At 38.4% G+C, this 20,792-nt stretch carries 3 protein-coding genes; all 3 read right to left on the bottom strand.

All coding sequences use genetic code 11. The features are described 5' to 3' along the window. Positions 1 to 62: 62 nt before the first annotated feature. The gene (locus CLV00_RS00020) at positions 63 to 13,154 is read right to left on the bottom strand and encodes a LamG-like jellyroll fold domain-containing protein (RefSeq protein WP_099713263.1); all 13,092 of its coding nucleotides are present in this window, start codon (positions 13,152 to 13,154) and stop codon (positions 63 to 65) included. A 442-nt stretch (positions 13,155 to 13,596) separates the two neighbouring features. Further along, the gene (locus CLV00_RS00015; RefSeq protein ID WP_143394865.1) at positions 13,597 to 19,296 is read right to left on the bottom strand and encodes a LamG-like jellyroll fold domain-containing protein; all 5,700 of its coding nucleotides are present in this window, start codon (positions 19,294 to 19,296) and stop codon (positions 13,597 to 13,599) included. 402 nt (positions 19,297 to 19,698) lie between these two features. Further along, positions 19,699 to 20,792: T9SS type A sorting domain-containing protein (locus CLV00_RS00005; protein WP_143394864.1), on the bottom strand; the 1,094-nt coding region annotated here is incomplete at its 5' end.

The raw sequence follows: 20,792 nt of genomic DNA, 5'->3' as shown, positions 1-20,792 counted from the left end.
TATTAAAATTCAGATTAATATTCACTTAATTGAATAGGATTCTAATACTGGGAACATACATTTTATTTGATTATGATTTTTTTACTGTAATCTCCTTTTGAAGTTTTCAGTTTTACGATGTATATACCTGAACTTAAATTTTTGATTGGAATTTGAATTCTGGTTTGATTTTCATTTTTCACATCCCAATTTGCCACAGCTTGTCCTAATATATTGAAGAGACGCACCTCGTTCACGGTTGAATCAAGAGCTTTATTTTGAATAATTAAGACTTTATAATTATTGGAATATAAAACTATAAGTCCGTCATTTAAATTATTCTCATCAACATCAAGTGTTTTGTTTGTAAATCGAAGCGAGAAACGGTTTCTATACTCGCCAACGGCTAATGAAATGGTAAAATCACTAGTACGAATGTCATGATAAATGCCCGTTATGTTATCATGGATGTAAATTTGAGTTGTACCAGATATGTTTTCGAGTGCATCAATTTTTATTTTGATTTTGCCTTCGGTTCCTACAGTAAGTCCTAAAGGGATTACTTGATTTTCATTAAAATCAGTAACGGCTTGAATCACATATTCAATATTATTAATTTCCCAAAACATATCATTTACACTCAAATCAAACATTGGAGCATCATAACCGATGTCGAACATTGCGGTTGTGTTACTATCGGCTCCAAGTAATAATTGTCGGTGCGCACCAATTGAAGAGTCAAAACCGAGTCTGATTTTTGATCTCGTTTCAGTTTCAACATCTGAACCTTTTGCACTTGATTTTGTTGTTCCAATCGTTTTCATAAAGAGCGAGTTTCCTGCACTTTCTTTGACAAATACTCGTTGACTATTTTTAAAAATTAAATTGCCACCATCAACTGTTGTTGGAATCATCGTTCCTGATAGGTCAGAGTCTAAATAGGCATCAACAAAAAATCCTTGTGCTACGGGGATGTATCGTTCCGGTACTTTTGTACCAGCTCCAGTTCCAGTCAAAGAACTGTCAGCAATACCGGCAACTCCTCCCATTAAGGTATAGGTAGCATAACCACCTTCATATTCAGCTAAATAGTGATTGTTTGAAAGGCCAAAATGATCCCAAAAATAAAGTGCGCCATTAAAAACATTTTTGCCTAGTGCATTTCTAGCAGCTAAGTTGTCTCTTATGAATTCATCGGCATCAAGCGCTGATGGGTAAGGATTTCCGACTAAGTACGTTTGGTCATAAGGTAAAGATAATGTAATAGTCCCTGAATTAGGTTTTCCTATAAAGACATAGTTTTGTAGTGCTGTGATTGGAGCAATACCACCGGTTCCTTTCATAGTATACGCTTCTCCAGTTTTTATCAGACCGGTACTGCCAACATATTTCCATTGATGATAATCATTTAGATCCGTATTCGAATTTAGTGTTTGTGAATTGTAAGACCATAACCAGCGGTTACTAATTTTTATAGGACTTGAAACTACATCTGCAAAAAATGGACCGTCATCAAAATTGATACTATTCGGAATTAAAGAATCCGTTCCATCTTTTAGGATATTTGCAATTGCATATGGTGAATTATTTAAACCTCCTTGAATACTTACCGGTGATGACCAATAGTTGTAATTGAAACTGTTTTTTTGACCTTGTTGATCTCGTTCAATATATCCTGAACTAGCTTCATCTAAAATACTGTCATCATATTGAGATGCTGAATATCTCTTTTGTACCAGTTGTGATTGACCTACAAGATCAATATTACCGTTCAATAATAAATAAAGGGTAATCCATAAACCTTGACCGTCATTATTTTCAATTGGATTAGTTACAACAGGATCAGCCATTGTTAATTTTCCGGCAGTTGAAAGTAAACCTAATACTGTAATGTCTTTATTTCCAGAATTAATGTTATGTGATATTTGTACAATATTCCAATCAATTGGAGTACTATTATCAACTCCTAAGCTATTTGGCGCATCCCAAACATTAAAGTGTGTCCAAGTAGTATCCGTACTCCAATCTTGACCATTAACTCTTGAAGTATATGGTATTGGAGCGGTTTGATCTTGTATGCTGGTAATATTTCTTAACTTACCTATGGCAGTTCCTTTTGTTGGATTGAGATAACCACAACTAATGGAGCTCATTTGGTAATAGCCTAATAAATCGGCTGTCCATGATAATCCGTTTACATCTACAGGAACGATTACTCCTGCAACGGTAGCTCCGTTGCTTTTAATTTCCTGATTCATAATTTGATGCAATTGTTCTGGAGTTAATGCTTTATTCCAAATTCGGAGTTCATCCATCCATCCATTAAAATAGCTTATAGGTTGGCTTCCAGATTTATTCATCGCTCCTAAAATACAATCAAAGTCATTAGTTGCCGGTAATGATCCGGATGTATTTTTCACTTCAACACCATCAATATATAATCGATACGTTGTACCACTCAAAGTAACTGCAATATGATACCATCTGCTTGTACTAATGCCATAATTAGAGGCAACTGTTCCTGTTCCATTCCAATTAAATGAAATTTTGTCCCCTATCAATTTCAAATCATAACCTGTAGCCAGATTATTAGAATCGCGTTTAGAAAAGATGGTTTGTGTTCCAGTTACTGAATTGGGTTTTACCCAAACTTCGATACTAAATGGAGCAGTAAAATCATAATTATCTTTGAAGGTTATATTGTCATTTGTACCATCGAAATTAATTGTAGAGCAATCAGTTAAAACAACAGTAACATCATCTGAACACCCGGCAGCAGTCCAAGTTAATACATAAGTTCCAGCATCACCGGTAAACGTAGCATTAGGATCAGTATCATTTGGAAAAAAGGTTGCTATATTACAAGGGCTTATTGCAGTACTGGATTTAATGGTCCATTTTCCAGTGGCACCAGTACCTATAGCAGTATCGGTTACATAATTATTGTCCCAAGCTCCTTTTGCTATATTTTGTGCAGCGGTAAGTCTATTGTCATAAGCATTAAGAGTGACCGTATTATTTCCACAATCTGTAGCTGGAATTGCAAGATCTTTCCCAGCATAAGCAAAGTTTACATTAACTGTTACAAATTCAGTTCCGTCTATTCCTGAACTTCTACATCCATTAATTAAAGTTGTAACACCATAAACTTGAACTCCTGGTGAAACAGGTGTTATATTCACCGTATTTATTGTTGAAATTATATTTCCGTCTTCATCAGTCCATTCAATGGTTTGATTTGGTGGTGCATCCGGAAATTTAAAATTATCTAAAGCCCAAGCACTATTTGTATTGGCACCTATAAAAGTGAATTTTACTCTCAATTGTGTTTGACCTATATAATTTTGTAAATCGAAAGAAGTATTGTCATTCGCAAAGGTATTAAAGAGGGCCGATTGAGCCGGTCCGGTAATATCTTGTAATGTAACAGTGTAACTTGCACCACCGTTCAGTGATAGTTCAATGAGTATGCGGTCTCCAGCCAATAATTTATAGGCCTGGTCAAATCCAAATGAAAAGGTTGTTAAACCTAATGAATTAAATATAGGTGTTTGTAAGGTTGTGGTTAATGGACCATTCGCAATTGCAAATTTTGGATCACCAGAATCATAAATTATTCCGCCTGGAAAAGGATGTGGGTTTGTACCAGCCCAATGGTTAGAACTTGTATTATTGGCAGATGCAGTATAACCTCCAGGAGAACCATCTACTAACCATCCTCTAGGATCTTGCGTATTCAATTGCCCTGTTTGAAAATCTCCGCCTTGCAAAAATTGGCCTGTACCATAACTACTTTGGGATGTAAATAAAGAGGAACTTCCTAAGCATAAAGTTGAAGGTGATGCCGATACAGGATCTGGTTTGATATTTGGCGGAATGACATTTACATATGCTATAGCTGAATATGCCAAGCCACAAGCTCCACTATCAAGTACTGCTCTGTACAATGTTGTTTGGCTGATATTCGTAAAATTATTTGTAGCACTTATGTTTGCAATAGGCACCCATGTTACGCCTCCATTAGTAGTGTATTCCCATCGTACTATATTCCCAACAAAACCACTTAAAGTAAGTGTACCACTACCTAAGTGGCAGGCAGTAATTAAATTGCTTATTATTGTGGGAGTAGCACTAAAATAACCAGTTATTGAACCACCAATCGTTACCGGATGAATTGTTATTACTTGAGAATGTGTTACCGCTACACAACCACCAGATGCTGCAATGGTATTGGTAACTGTATATGTTCCTGCTGTACTTGCCGCCAAATTGATTGCTCCTGTTGAGGAATTAATAGACAATCCTGCAGGTGTCGCGCTAAATACTCCTGCAACTCCACCTCCCGTATAAGTTAGCAATGGATTCGTAGCACTCTTGCAAAAAGTTGCAGAACCATAATTGAACGTAGCAACAGGAAGCGGATTAATAGTAACCGATGTTGTAACTGCTATGATAGCGCAACCTCCAGAAGCTGGAATTCGATAGGTTACAGTATAAGTACCTGGAGTACTAGTACTAGGTGTTATTGCTCCTGTAGTCGCATTAATTGTTAGTCCACTTGGAGCAGAATAGGTTCCTCCGGTATAGGCATTTGTTCCCGTTAAATTTACTGCTTGTGCGCTATTTATCGAATTGCAAAAAGGAGTTCCTGTATAGCTGATAGATGCCGTTGGAATTGGAGTTATTGTAACACTTGTAGTTGTTGAAACTGGAGCACAACCTCCAATAGTAGGGCCGGTGTAAGTTACAGTATAAGTTCCAGCCGTACTTGTACTAGGAGTTATTGCTCCAGTAGTTGTATTAATGGATAATCCACTTGGAGCAGAATAAGTTCCCCCAGTATAGGCATTTGTTCCAGTTAAATTTACTGCTTGAGCACTACTTAATGAATTACAAAAAGGTGTTCCTGTATAACTGATAGTTGCCGTTGGAATTGGAGTTATCGTCACACTTGTAGTTGCTGAAGCTGGCGTACAACCTCCAGTGGCAGGACCAGTGTACGTTATTGTATATGTCCCTGCTGTGCTTGTACTAGGAATAATTGCTCCAGTAGTTGCGTTAATTGATAATCCACTTGGAGCAGAATAGGTTCCTCCGGTATAGGCATTTGTGCCACTTAAATTTACCGCTTGAGCACTACTTGATGAATTACAAAAAGGAGTTCCGGTATAACTGATAGTTGCCGTTGGAATTGGAGTTATGGTAACTGTTGTAGTCGCCGTTACAGGCGCACAAATTCCAGTAACAGGGGTTGTATATGTTATAGTATAAGTACCTGCGCTACTTGTACTAGGAGTTATTGCTCCAGTTGAGGTATCTAAACTTAATGTTGGTCCCCCAGAAACAGCTGAGTAGGAGTAAGTACCTCCAGTGAAGGCATTTGTTCCTGTTCTTGTTACAGGTTGAGCAACGGTATTATTTTTACAAAATGGATTTCCTGTATAACTAATTGATACTGTCGGAATTTGTGTTACCATTAATGTTGCTATTGCTGATTGTACAGAGGAGCATGTATAACCAGCTGGCCCTGAAATTACTACATCGTAGTTTGCAGCATCTCCTGATGCAATAGAATTGATTGTTAAAGTTGAAGCTGTTTGTCCAATAATATTTGAACCATTTTTTCTCCATTGATACGATAAAGGATCTCCGTTTGCATCAGCAACTACGGTAAATGTAACATTAGAACCATTGCATAGTGATTGTGAAACAGGTTGAGAAGATACTATAATCGCTTGATCTACATTCAATGTTCTTTGTGCTGAAGTAACTGCAGCACAAGGAGATGCTCCGTTAATAACTACATAATAACTACCATCATCGCTTAAACTTGCTTGGTTGAAATTAAGATTAGCAGATTGCGCACCCGAGATATTAGCTGAATTAACTATTGCTGTACCAGTAGGAGCAGCGCCTTTATACCATTGATACGTTAAGCCATCACCAATGGCAACTACACTTAGACTTGCAGGAAAACTGGCACATATACTTGTATTCGAAGGTTGATTTGTAATTGCAACTGCTTTTTTAATAGTTAAAATGATATTTGCGGTTATTGCTGTACATGGACCAGCCGGGTCATTAGTAGAATACGTTAAAGTAACTGTGCCTGAATTAATATCAGTTGCACTTGGGCTATAAATTGCAGTTGGTGTATTGTTATTAAATGTACCACTTCCGCTTGTACTCCAAGTAGCCGAAGAAGCACCACCTCCAAATGAACCCGCCATTGTAGCTGTAGTATTTGAGCAGATAGTTTGATTTATTCCAGCACTTACGGTTGAAGCTTCATTCACAGTAATGGTTCTAGTAGCACTTACGATTGTACAGGCAGTTAATGCATTTGTGGTAAGTGTCAACGTAACAGTTCCACTGAAATTAGCAGCAGGAGTATAAGTAATGGCCGCAGGATTTACCGTTTGAGCTGTACTGCTTAAAGTCCCTCCTCCGGAAGTGATTGACCATGCTCCGGTTGTAGCTCCACCACCGATACTTGCACCAGAAAGTGTAATCGCAGACGGTATTGTTGATTGACAAACAGTTACAGTTCCTCCAGCATTTACAGTTGGAGCAGCATTTATAGTAATGGTTTTTATAGCACTTATGACTGAACAGCCACTTAGAGCATTTGTAGTAAGAGTTAGAGTGACAGTTCCACTGAAATTTGCCGCGGGAGTATAAGTAACAGTCGAAGGAGTAGTAGTTTGGGCTGTATCGCTCAATGACCCACCTCCCGAAGTAATAGACCATGCTCCAGTTGTAGCTCCGCCACCAATACTTGCACCCGATAATGTAATCGCAGACGGTGTTGGAGATTGACAAACAATATCAGGACTTCCAGCATTTACCGTTGGAGCGGTATTTATAGTGATGGTTCTGGTTGCACTTATTACAGAACACCCAGTTGGAGCATTTGTAGTAAGAGTCAACGTGACTGTACCGCTGAAATTTGCAGCAGGAGTGTAAGTAACAGTCGCAGGAGTCGCAGTTTGGGCTGTACTACTTAATAATCCACCTCCCGAAGTGATAGACCATGCTCCGGTTGTAGCTCCACCACCAACGGTTGCACCAATTAGTGTAATTGCTGATGGTGTTCCCGATTGGCAAACAGTATTAGGGCCTCCAGCGTTCACAGTTGGCGTAGCATTGACAGTTATAGTTCTAGTTGTACTTATAGCAGAACATGCAGTAAGTGCATTTGTGGTAAGAGTCAAGGTAACGGTTCCGCTAAAATTTGCTGCAGGAGTATAGGTAACAGTTGCAGGAGTCGCAGTTTGAAGGGTACTGCTTAAAGTTCCTCCACCAGAAGTAATAGACCATGCTCCAGTTGTGGCACCTCCGCCAACAGTTGCACCAGTTAATGTAATTGCAGATGGTGTTGGAGATTGACAAACAATATCAGGACTTCCAGCATTTACCGTTGGAGCAGCATTTATAGTGATGGTTCTAGTTGTACTTACTGGAGAACATGCAGTTGGTGCATTTGTGGTAAGGGTCAATGTTACCACCCCACTGAAATTCGAGGCAGGTGTATAGGTAACTGTTGCAGGAGTTGCAGTTTGGAGGGTACTGCTTAATGATCCACCTCCTGAAGTAATAGACCATGCCCCAGTTGTAGCTCCGCCACCAATAGTTGCTCCAGTTAATGTAATGGCTGATGGTGTAGCTGATTGACAAACAATATCAGCTCCTCCAGCATTTACCGTTGGAGTTGCATTCACGGTAATAGTTCTTGTTGCGCTTACTGGAGAACATGCTGTTGGTGCATTTGTAGTAAGAGTCAAGATAACTGTTCCGCTGAAATTTGCAGCAGGAGTATAGGTAACGGTTGCGGGAGTTGCGGTTTGTGCTGTACTACTTAATAATCCGCCACCTGAGGTTATAGACCATGCTCCAGTTGTGGCCCCTCCGCCAAGAGTTGCTCCGGATAATGTAATAGGTGAAGGAGAAGGTGATTGACAAACCACATTAGTCCCACCAGCATTTACGGTTGGAGCTGTATTTACAGTGACAGTTGCAGTTCCTGAAACAGTTTGGATACATGTTGGAGTTGAAGAATAGGAAACACTTGTTAATGTATATATTGTGTTTGAAGTCAATGCCGCTGTTGTCAATGTAGCTGTTCCACTTGCTCCAATATTTATTGTTGATGAACCGGCAACACCCGAAACGGTATAAGTTAGAGTTGTATTAGGAGTTGCATTGAATGTTATATTAGATGTAGATCCATTACAAATTGGATTTGCTCCAGTTACACTAATGTTGGCTGTAGGATTAGGAAGAACTGTGATAATCATTTCATCTGATACTACCGGGCAATCAACAGTTGTTTGATTACTAACAATTCTTATTGTAATGTTTCCAGAGGTGAAACCTGGAGGTAGCGTGTAAGTACTTGACAATGAGTTAGGCGAATTAATAGTACCGGTAGTAACTACCCAATCCCATTCATTTTGGTTATTAATTACACCACTAATTAAACCTTCTAAAGTTATTGGAGGTGTTCCTGAACAAACTATTCGGTCAATTCCTGCAGATACTCCTCCATTAGTATTGACATCTACTTGCAAGATACTTGGAGAGCTATTTCCGCAAACATTGGTAGCAATTACTGAGACAAAACCACTTGATGCATTATTAGGTACTTGTACTATTATTGAAGTCGTTCCTTGACCACTTGTTATGCTCCAGTTTGTTGGTACAGTCCAAACATAACTGTTGGCATTAGAAACGGCAGCTATTGAGTATGTTAGTGTTTTAGTTGGACAGATTACGGTTACTCCATTAATAAGTCCAGGTGTAGCTGGGATTGCAGTATTTACAGAAACTGCAAAAGTTTGAGCACCACTTGTTCCGCATGAATTATTAGCAGTCACAGTAATATTTCCAGCAACCGCAGATCCTGATGTTGAAACAGTAATTGTATTTGTATTTGTACCTGATGTAATATTCCAACCTGACGGTAAAGTCCATGTATACGATGAAGCATTTGCAACAGCGGATATACTATAAACAAGCCCTGTTCTGCTTATACATTGTTCTATAGAGCCACTTATTGCTCCCGGCATTGCTGGTGCTGCTGGACTTACGGTTACAGCCAGAGTTCTTGCTAAACTCGTTCCGCAGCTATTTGTTGCAGTAACACTAATAGTTCCATTTTGGCCTGTACTACCTGATGTTACAGTTATTGAATTTGTTCCAGCACCTGCAGTTATTGACCATCCAGTTGGAACTGTCCAAGTATAAGTCGTCGCATTAGGAACGGCTGTTATACTATACGTTAATCCCATAATTGCCGGACATACAGTCGGTGTTCCAGCAATTAATCCTGGTGTTACTGGTGTTGCCGGACTTACGGTTACTCCAAGAGTATTAGCTAAACTTGTTCCGCAGCTATTTGTTGCTGTGACACTAATAGTTCCATTTTGACCCGCAGTACCAGATGTTACAGTAATAGTATTTGTTGCTGCACCTCCAGTTATTGTCCATCCAGTTGGTACTGTCCAAGTATACGATGAAGCATTTGCAACAGTAGCAATACTATATGTTTGTCCTGTTAATGCAGGACATTGTGTAACAGTTCCTGATATTGCTCCTGGTGTTGCCGGTGTTGCTGGACTTACGGTTACAGCCAAAGTTCTTGCTGAACTTGTTCCACAGCTATTTGTTGCAGTAACGCTGATAGTTCCATTCTGGCCCGTATTACCTGATGTTACAGTTATTGAATTTGTTCCTGTGCCTGCAGTAATTGACCATCCAGTTGGAACTGTCCAAGTATAACTTGTAGCATTAGTAACTGCTGTTATACTATATGTTAATCCAATAATTGCCGGACATACAGTCGGTGTTCCAGCAATTAATCCCGGTGTTACTGGTGTTGCCGGACTTACGGTTACTCCAAGAGAACTAGCTGAACTCGTTCCACAACTATTTGTTGCAGTAACACTAATAGTTCCATTTTGGCCTGTACTACCAGATGTTACAGTAATAGAATTTGTTCCTGTACCTGCAGTTATAGACCATCCAGTTGGTACTGTCCAGTTATACGTTGTAGCATTTGCTACTGCAATAATACTATAAGTTTGCCCTGTTAATGCCGGACATTGTGTTCCAGTTCCGGTTATTACTCCTGGTGCTGCAGGTGCTGCCGGACTTACAGTTACAGCCAAAGTTCTTGCTGAACTTGTTCCACAGCTATTTGTTGCAGTGACGCTAATGTTTCCGTTTTGACCTGTATTACCGGATGTTACTGTTATTGAATTTGTCCCTGCACCTGCTGTAATTGACCATCCTGTTGGAACTGTCCAAGTATAAGTTGTAGTATTAGGAACTGCTGTTATACTATATATTTGTCCTGTTAATGCGGGACATTGTGTAACAGTTCCCGTTATTGCTCCTGGCGTTGCGGGTGTTGCTGGACTTACAGTAACTGCTAAAGAGGCAGAAGCACTTGTACCGCAACTATTTCCAGCGGTAACACTTATGTTTCCATTCTGTCCTGCGCTTCCAGATGTCACAGTAACAGAATTTGTTCCTGCGCCTGCAGTTATTGACCATCCAGTCGGAATTGACCAAGTATAACTTGTTGCGTTGGTTACTGCAACAACGCTATACGTTAATCCTGAAATGCCAGGACACACCGTTGATGTTCCTGAGATTACTCCAGGAGTTGCTGGTGTAGCGGGATTAACTGTAATTGGAATACTGTTGCTTATATCAGTTATTGGCGATACGCAAATAGCATTTGATGTTAGTCTAACAGTTACTATATCACCATCAGCAAGTAATGAAGTAGAAAAACTAGGACTATTTGTGCCAGTATTAATACCATTAATCATCCATTGATAAGAAGGAGTTGTACCTCCATTTGTTGCCAAAGCAGAAAAAGTTACCGAGTTGCCTGGGCAAATTGTTGTAGCGGAAGCTGATATGCTAACAGATGGTACAACAACATCATTTACAGTCATTGTAATTAAATTACTGGTAACTGGAGAAGTGCAAGCAGTACTTGAAGTTAGCACGACGGTTACTTTATCGGTATTCATAAGGGATGTAGAAGTAAATGTTGGAATATTGGTTCCAACGTTTATACCATTTACTTTCCATTGATAAGAAGGAGTAGCTCCACCATTAACTGGAGTAGCTGTAAAAGTAACTGAGGTACCTGCGCAAATGTTATTTCCCGGATTTACTGCAATTGATACAGTTGGTAAAGGATTCACAATTACTGTATATGTTGCCGTTTGAGTTTGTGGTGCGCAGGCATTGTTGCTGGTTACCGTCATTGTCAAAGTAACAGAAGTTCCTGCATCGGCAGCAGTTGGGGTATAAGTAGGAGTTAGTGTTGTAGCGCCTGCGGTAATAGTTCCTGCTCCGTTTTCAGTCCATGCAATTGTTCCGTTTGTTGCGGAAGCACCACTTACCGTTGCAGTTGCATTCGAACAAATAGTTTGTGTTCCACCGGCAATTGCAGTTGGTAACGGATTCACAATTACTGTGTATGTTGCCGTTTGAGTTTGTGGTGCGCAGGCATTGTTGCTGGTTACCGTCATTGTCAAAGTAACAGAAGTTCCCGCATCGGCAGCAGTTGGTGTATAAGTAGGAGTTAGTGTTGTAGCGCCTGCGGTAATTGTTCCTGCTCCGTTTTCAGTCCATGCTATTGTTCCGTTTGTAGCAGAAGCACCACTTACGGTTGCCGTTGCATTCGAACAAATGGTTTGTGTTCCACCAGCAGTTGCAGTTGGTAACGGATTCACAATTACTGTGTATGTTGCCGTTTGAGTTTGTGGTGCGCAGGCATTGTTGCTGGTTACCGTCATTGTCAAAGTAACAGAGGTTCCCGCATCGGCAGCAGTTGGGGTATAAGTTGGCGTTAGTGTTGTAGCTCCTGCGGTTATAGTTCCTGCTCCGTTTTCAGTCCATAGGATTGTTCCGTTTGTAGCAGAAGCACCGCTTACGGTTGCCGTTGCATTCGAACAAATAGTTTGTGTTCCACCAGCAGTTGCAGTTGGTAACGGATTCACAATTACGGTGTATGTTGCCGTTTGAGTTTGTGGTGCGCAGGCATTATTACTAGTTACCGTCATTGTCAAAGTAACAGAAGTTCCTGCATCGGTAGCAGTTGGTGTATAAGTGGGCGTTAGTGTTGTAGCTCCTGCGGTAATTGTTCCTGCCCCGTTTTCAGTCCATAGGATTGTTCCGTTTGTAGCAGAAGCACCACTTACGGTTGCCGTTGCATTCGAACAAATGGTTTGTGTTCCACCAGCAGTTGCAGTTGGTAACGGATTTACAATTACTGTGTATATTGCCGTTTGAGTTTGTGGCGCGCAGGTATTGTTGCTGGTTACCGTCATTGTCAAAGTAACAGAGGTTCCCGCATCGGCAACAGTTGGGGTATAAGTTGGCGTTAGTGTTGTAGCTCCTGCTGTTATATTTCCTGCTCCGTTTTCAGTCCATAGGATTGTTCCGTTTGTAGCAGAAGCACCGCTTACCGTTGCAGTTGCATTCGAACAAATGGTTTGTGATCCTCCTGCAATTGCAGTTGGTAACGGATTCACAATTACTGTATATGTTGCTGTTTGAGTTTGCGGTGCGCAAGCATTGTTGCTGGTTACCGTCATTGTCAAAGTAACAGAAGTTCCAGCGTCGGCAGCAGTTGGTGTATAAGTAGGAGTTAGTGTTGTAGCTCCTGCGGTTATATTTCCTGCCCCGTTTTCAGTCCATAGGATTGTTCCGTTTGTAGCAGAAGCACCACTTACCGTTGCCGTTGCATTCGAACAAATAGTTTGTGTTCCTCCGGCAATTGCAGTTGGTGGTGAATCTACTGTAAAAACACCAGTACTTGTAGCAGTTCCTAAAAGGGTAACTACTGAAATAAATCCAGTTGAGGCACTTGCGCTCAGTATTGCAGTTATTTGGGAGTCATTATCGATAGTAAAAGAAGTCGCAGTCACACCATTAAAGGTGACCGAAGTCGCTCCGGTAAAATTATTTCCAGTTATGATAACTGAATCGCCAGAATTATTGCAGGCGTTAATTGGATTAAAACTCGATATGGATTGGGCAGAACTATCAATACAGAACAGAAAAGCAATCAGAAAAAACAAAAGAGAAGTTTTCGAATTTATTAATACAAGAAATGAATTTATATTTAATTGAGAGTAGTTTTTTTTCATAATAGGCACACTTTTTAATCAAACAATTAATGATTTTGTAAACCGGATATAGAAAATTATCTATGACGTTTACAGAAGTTAAATAAAGTTTATTGTAGTGGTATTATTTGCAATGAAAAAATGAATCAAGCTGTTGTTATTCTCTATGTTTTATTTTAGAATTGATATTCAAAAATGACAACAGCTATGATTTTATTCGGATTATATATATTGTTTTTTTTGGTTTACGACACTTAATAATCTTAAAATTAAGTATTTATAATGGTCTTTTGTCGAAAAGAATCCTTTTTTCGATAAAAGGATTTTATCTCCCGATAAACTACTTGTTTTAAAAAAATAATTTCCGAGGTTTACTTTTTTTCTTATTTCAGGATTGATTTAGATATAAAAAAAACTGCCTTTGCAGACAGTTTTCTCATTTTGAAGTGTATTAAACTAGAAATTATTTGATAATTATTTTTTTGCTAAGCGTTCCTTTGGAAGTTTTTAGTTTTACAATATACACTCCTGAGCTTATTTTTTTGATTGGAAGCTGTATGTCATACTGCCCTTGATTTTCAATTTTCCAAGTGGTGATTGATTGTCCAATAATATTGAATAAAGTCACTTCTTCAACAGTTGTGTCTATTGCTTTATTACTGATTATTATGGTATTTTTACTTTGTGAATGGGCTATTTTTATTTCATCATCAATACTAGTTCCATCATTAAGACCTAATGTTTTGTCTTTGAATCGTAATGAAAAACGAGAATGGTGCTCGCCATTTGCAAGATTGATTTCAAAAGCTTCATTTCGGATATTATGGTATATTTTAGTCTCATCATCGTATAGAAAAATAGGCTGGTTTGCATCAAAGTTTTCTAAAGCATCAATCATGAATTTTACTTTCCCCGCAGCATCCGTTTTTACACCGATAGGGTAGGAAGCATCTAGGTCAAAAAATCCTTCACCTTGAATTACCAGTTGATTTTCCCCATTCAAAAAATACATGTCATTTGGAAAGTCATCGATATTTAAACCGTCATAACCGTGATCCATTTCACTGGTCGCTTTTTCATTCATAAATCCTAACAATACCTGTCTGTGATGGTCATTATGGGAATTGAATCCCAATCGAATTTTTTTATAAGTATCATTTATTACTACATCATTATCATTGTTATTCCAGGCTTTCTCTTTACTGGATGTAGTTTTGTACATCACATTTGAGTTCAAAGCATCATTTTCTTTATGAAAACCCCTTTGACTATTGTTGAAAATAACCGTTCCTCCAGAACCAATTTTTCCATTTACAAAAAAGCCTTGCCCAACAGGAATATAGCGGTTAGGAATACCTCTTGACGGAGTTCCTGACTGGCTGATAAAATCAACACCAGCCGCTGATGGGGCTAATCCTCCAGTTAAATTTCTAACGGCATAACCTCCTTGGTAATCACGTAAAGTGTGGGTGTTGTTGCTGTCATAATGTTCCCAGAAATATAATGTTCCATCTGTGGAGGGATTTGAATTTATATTGGCTGTTATGAAAGCTTCGGCATCCAGTGCAGATGGATAAGGATTACCGGTTAATAACAGTTGATCATCACCTACAGTATTTGTTGTTATTGATCCATTATTTGGTTTTCCAATGAAAGTATAGTTTTGAGTTCCTAATGCACCACCACTTCCTTTTAAAGTGAATCCTTGCCCTACTCGTATCGGATCATTTTCAGTTATTTGTACCCAATTAGCATAAGCATTGGTATAATCATCAAATTTATAAAGCCAATATCTGGCTAAGCTTACAGGGAATGTTGGAGCTCCGTCATAACCGCCAATCCAGTTTATTGCTATTGGTGCCAGAGGATTTGTTCCATCTTTCAAGCTGCCTGAAACGGTATAGTTAGTGTTATTTGTTGTCGTATTTATTGGACTTACCGGAGAGCTCCAATAATTATAATTGTATACATTAGATTGCCCTTTTTGATCTCTTTCGATATGCCCAGAGCTTGTAACGTCTAAATCACTTTCTAAAGTTTGCACCAATTGTGACATCCCAACTAGATCAATTTTCCCATCTAATTTTAAGTACCAATCATTTTGTATTTTGGTATCATTGTTCATTATGATATTTTTCCCTGCATCTACCAGCATTCCTAAATCAATATTGTTAGCCGTTTCTGTTATGTCGTGTTTTACATGAACAATCGACCAGTCTTGTTCCATAATATCTTCACCTCTTATTTCTTTTGTAGGGCTGTTTACCGCTGTTGCAAAACTTCCATTTCGTTCCGTTAAAAATGGCATTGGGGCTTGTTGAACATGAATGTTTTTATGGTTGTATATTTTTGTTCCAATGATATCAATTGCAGGAGTTGTTAGGTCATCAATGATATCATCCTTGTAATTATCCATTCTGTAATAGCGAAGCAAATTAGTAAAAGGCAAAGAAATAGGAGAGGAGGCTACGTTTTTTGGAACAATCATACCTCTAATTTGTGAACTAACATCTTGAATTTCTTGGTAGACCATTCTTTGTAATTGAGATTCGGTCAAAGCCAAATTAAATACTCTTACTTCATCTATTTTTCCTTTAAAATATTTTGTATTACTGCTAGGATCTTTTCCTAAAGTAAAGAGTGATGCATCAGCTGGAATACTTCCTGTTTTAGCTTGACTTGTCACCAAAGCGCCATTTAAATAGAGTTTAATATTTGATTCATCATAGATTACGCCAACATTGTACCACTGTGATACATTTAAAGTGGTGTTAAAAAGAACTGATGTTCCATTAACAACAGCTTCTAATTTCTTGCTGGCAGTAATTCGTAGTTGGAAATTATTTTGTCCCACTATTACTCCTTCCGATGAAAATGCAGGGTTTAAATTAATCCATGCCATGAGTGATGCATTGGCTAAACCACCAAGAATTGCTGTACTTTGTCCATAATCATTTCGTCCGTCAAAATCAAGAAATAATTTTGTGCGTATGTCTCTTGGTGAACCCCATTGAGACGTATTTGTATCAAAGGTATCCAGAATACCATCTTTATCAATGTCAGTCGTACCATCTACAATACCATCGATAGTAGTATCTAAAGTTTTATAATCATAAATCAATAGTGTATTAGCAATGTCAAATGTAATTCCGTTGGATAGCACATCAAGATAATCGGGAATTCCATCTCCATCCGTATCTTTTAGATAGGTAGTAGCTGGATTTGCATTCGCGATACCTTGACCTAAATTTCCATATTGGTTCGTAACGCCCGTACCATAGTCATAAGTGTCTAATATTCCGTCGCCAAAACCTTCCGTGATTCCATCTCCATTGATGTCTTTACTTCTAAATGTTTCTGATTCTGGTCCATCACCGACACCATCTCCATTGATATCACCATCTCCATTTTGATATCCAGCAATGGCATTAGTATTTCCGGCTCCAGACTCGTCAACGTCAAAAAGACTGTCGTTGTCACTATCTAAATCAATATAATTAGCAATGCCATCTCCGTCAGAATCTAATGCAGGTAATGCCGCTACTGATTCACTACTGTCATGAAGTCCATTTCCGTTGGTATCGACCCAAGTAACATCAATTTTTCCTTTAGCATTACTCAAGCTTCCTAAACCTGCTTCAATAACATCTTCAATACCATCATTATCTGCATCCAAATCAAACATATCTGCAACACCATCATAGTCTAAATCGCATAAAGTTTGTGAAATTAGGATATCATCCAGAGCAAGGTCATTACCGCCACCACCAGGAGCATTATTTTTAAAACGAATGGTAAAGGCATTCACATTTCCTAAGTTGACACTAGTGGTAAATTGTTTCCAAACTCCTTGAGTGCAAGTGTTATCTGTAGTACTTCCGGAACATCTGCCAATATCCCCTGTATTAAAAGTAGTAAGAAGATTGTTTGATAAATCATAAAATTCTACCGTTACATTGGGCAAAATTGAATTTGGAAAGGTAGATTGTGCCATGATATTTAGTACCCAAAAGCTGTAAGTTATAGGTAGATTTGACAAGACACCGGTAATAGTTGTTTCATAAAATGTACCTGGAGTAAAACTGGCATTAAAAACGGCCATTCTGCCATTAGTATCCCCAGTTGTATGATCTTCTCCATTATACCATGCTAAATCCCCATGAATGTTTTCAGGGTCACTAGCTGTAGCTCCAGTTATTTTTGAAACTACAGTATATTCCCCATCATCTAGTATTTTTGTTGATTGTGAAGGGCATTCGGGCGTATTAGTGCCAACAATTCCGTCTTCATAACAATAGGTTGTTATTGCATTATAGGCGGCAGTAAAGCTAGAGGTTCTTCCTCCTGTTCCAAAGGTTTCATTTAAGAACTTATAATCTACTTTATGACCATTTGAGTTATTACAATTTACCTCCTCAGTGGCATCTAAGATACCGTCATTATCATCATCAATATCAAAGTTGTCATAAACCCCGTCGCCATCACTATCAAAAAAGGTTTGGATTCCTGTTCCTTGAATGGAAAAATCATAAGGATTTTCATTACTGTCATTGTTTGCGATTGAAATTGCAGCGTTTTTTACACCTAGTGTGCTAGGGTTAAAACTAACAGAAAATGTTGAGCTGCTACTGGGAGCAATTGAAGGACTCGGACTTGTAGTAACTGTAAAATCACTTGCATTGACTCCAGAAATTGTAATGGCGCCTATAGTTAAGTTTACATTTCCCGTATTTTGAATCGTGTATGTTTTTGTAATGATTCCAGTACTGGTTTCCATTGAGCCAAAATTTGTCCAATCTGTGTTACTTGGTGTTGTGTCCCCATCAATAATTGAAGTTGCATTTCCTAGAATATTTATTTCTTGTGGTGTAATTACAGTTGCTACAACAGCGGTTCTTGATGAAGAGGTACAAGATCCATTATTTGTTTCTACGTAATAAGTTGTTGTAGCAGTGATAGTTGGAGTAGTAAAACTTGTTCCTGTTCCTAAAGCAGTTCCGTCGAGACTAGTGGCAAACCAAGAAATTGTTCCTGCAGAAGCCATTGCTCCCAAAGTTACTGTTCCTGTGCCTATTGTAAATCCAGACATAGTGCCTGTAATTGCGGGAATAGCTGTTACGGTTATATTTGCCGTATTATTTAAGTTAATAGTTGAATTGCAATAGTTTGGAGAAGATCCTCCACTAGCAAGATTTGTGATTGTTATTGTAGTTGAGCCCGAATTAGGTAATGCACTTGTGATGAAACTTCCTGAACCTGCTGTTGCAACCGTCATGGTTGCTGTATTTCCTGTTGCTATATTTCCTCCTGATAAGTTATAAGTAACGGTGTAGGTTCCAATAGGTAATCCCGGTGCTGATGAAGTGACAGCTACATTTGCACTACTGTTTGCGCATATTGGAGCCGTAACAGATGTGGTACTTAAGTTGTATGCAGTAGGGCAGGTCCAGGTTACAATAACCTGACCTCGAAAACCATTTCCACCAATTTTATCTTGATTTCCAGTACTTCTACCACCACTTCCACCGCCACTCAGGGCAATTGCAGAACTTCCATCTAAGCCAGTGCTTGTTGTTCCTGTAGCTCCATTGCCTCCCTCGATTGTGCCTCCGACTCCTGCCGTGCTACCACTTGCATTTCCGCCATTTCCAGTGCTGCCAGCACCACCGCCGCCGCCGCCGCTAGCGCCTGTTATAGCATTTGCACCAGCTCCACCATTTCTTGTGATTCCAATAGTTGCTGCGCCACCGGCACCTAAAGAGTTATTACCAAGATTACCGCCAGAACCTCCGATGGCGGTTACAGTAGCTCCAAAACTTGAAGTTCCACCGGTTGTTCCATTTGCTCTATTTACTCCAATACCTCCAGCCCCAACAGTTATTGTTATAGCATTACCCGAAGTTACAGCTACGTTAGTTGCTCTAGTATATGAACCTCCGGCTCCACCTCCGCCTGCTTGTATTTTCCCGCCGTTTCCAATAACTCCACCGCCACCACCGCCACCGCCCCAAGCTTCCACTTGTACATTAGTTACTCCAGGAGGAACTGTAAAAGTTCCAGAAGTAGTGAAAGTTTGAGTTGTTTGTGATATTCCAAAGATTGTTATAAAAAGTAGGCTAATTGTAAAAACTAATTTTTTTTTCGCTAAAGTAATTTTCTCCATAATCTAATTACTGTATTTAATTAAGGTTCAGTTTCTTATATTTTTTCAGGACCGTAGTTGAGTATTTTTTTATTAATACAATAAATTTAAATTTATTATTGCAATTAATCTGCTTAAGTACAAATAAAATCGACAAAATACATATTTATTTAATTATAGTAAGTAGATTATTGTTAAATAATTAATTTTTTTATAAAATTTTGTTAGCTATTGTAGTACAGTAGTAATAACTAATTTCTAAATTTTCGAATAATTCTTATTTACTAAAAGGAGTTGCCATAAATCGCAACTACTCTTAATTAGAAATTTAAGATTTCAATGAATAATTTTTTAATTGTTGTAATTGCAAAAAAAAAGACTTCCCGGTTACGAGAAGTCTTTTTTAAGTTGCTTTATTTTAAATTATTTGATGATAATTTTTTTATTGATATTTCCTTTTGAAGTTTTCAATTTTACAATATAAACTCCTGATGTTTTATTTTGAATCGGGATTTTAATGCTGGTTTGTTCCTTGTCTGCGACATCCCATTTAGACATTAATTTTCCTTGAATATTGAAAAGCGATACAGCAACAACTGTGTTGTCATTTGCTCCATTTGTAATATTCAAAACATTATTAGAACGTGTAAAGACTACTTGAATACTATTCTCATAAATTACATCTTTTACACCAAGTGTTTTATCCGTAAAGCGAAGTGAGAAACGATCCTTAAAGTATCCTTCAGGAAGTTCTACTTCATAAAGCTTGTTTTTTATGCTATTATAGCTATCTGTTTCTTTATCGTAAATAAAAATATTTTGGCTTTCATCAAAGTTTTCTAAGGCATCAATTCCAAATGATACTTTTCCAGTAGCTTCTGTTCGAACTGCAATAGGGAAGGAGGCATCTTCATCAAAATAACCTTCTCCTTGTATAGCTAATTCATTTTCGCCATTCAATAAATACATATCACTTGGAGAATCATCAATATTGAAAGCATCGTAACCATCATTCATCTCACTATTTGCTTTTTCGTCCATAAAGGCTAACAGTACTTGTCTGTGGAATGTTTTGTCGATGACATTAAATCCTAGACGTATTTTTTTGTACGTATCATTCTCAATTACAGCATTGCTGTTGTCCGTCCAATGGCTAAAATCTTTTGGGCTTACCGGAATTCGATACGTTTCTTGAGAAAGTGCATTGGATTCTGTAATAAACTCTCTTTGACTATTTTTAAAAGTTACGGTTCCTCCTGTAATAGCTTTTCCAATCACAAAAAATCCTTGCCCTACCGGAATAAATTGTTTAGGAGTTAACTTACCTGCTGTTCCAGCTCCACTTATAAAATCTACACCTACTGAACTTGGAGCCAGTCCTCCAGTTTTATTATAGATTGCATAACCTCCTCTATATGCTCCTAAATTGTGCGAAGTATTGGAAGGGAAGTGTTCCCAGAAATACAAGGCACCATCTATTGCTGGAGTAGTTGTTGCAGTTTGTATGGAACTAATGT

Source organism: Flavobacterium sp. 11, assembly GCF_002754315.1.
GTDB lineage: Bacteria > Bacteroidota > Bacteroidia > Flavobacteriales > Flavobacteriaceae > Flavobacterium > Flavobacterium algoritolerans.
The sequence above is the reverse complement of the archived record's forward strand: the minus strand, read 5'-3'. Positions and strand labels throughout refer to the sequence as shown.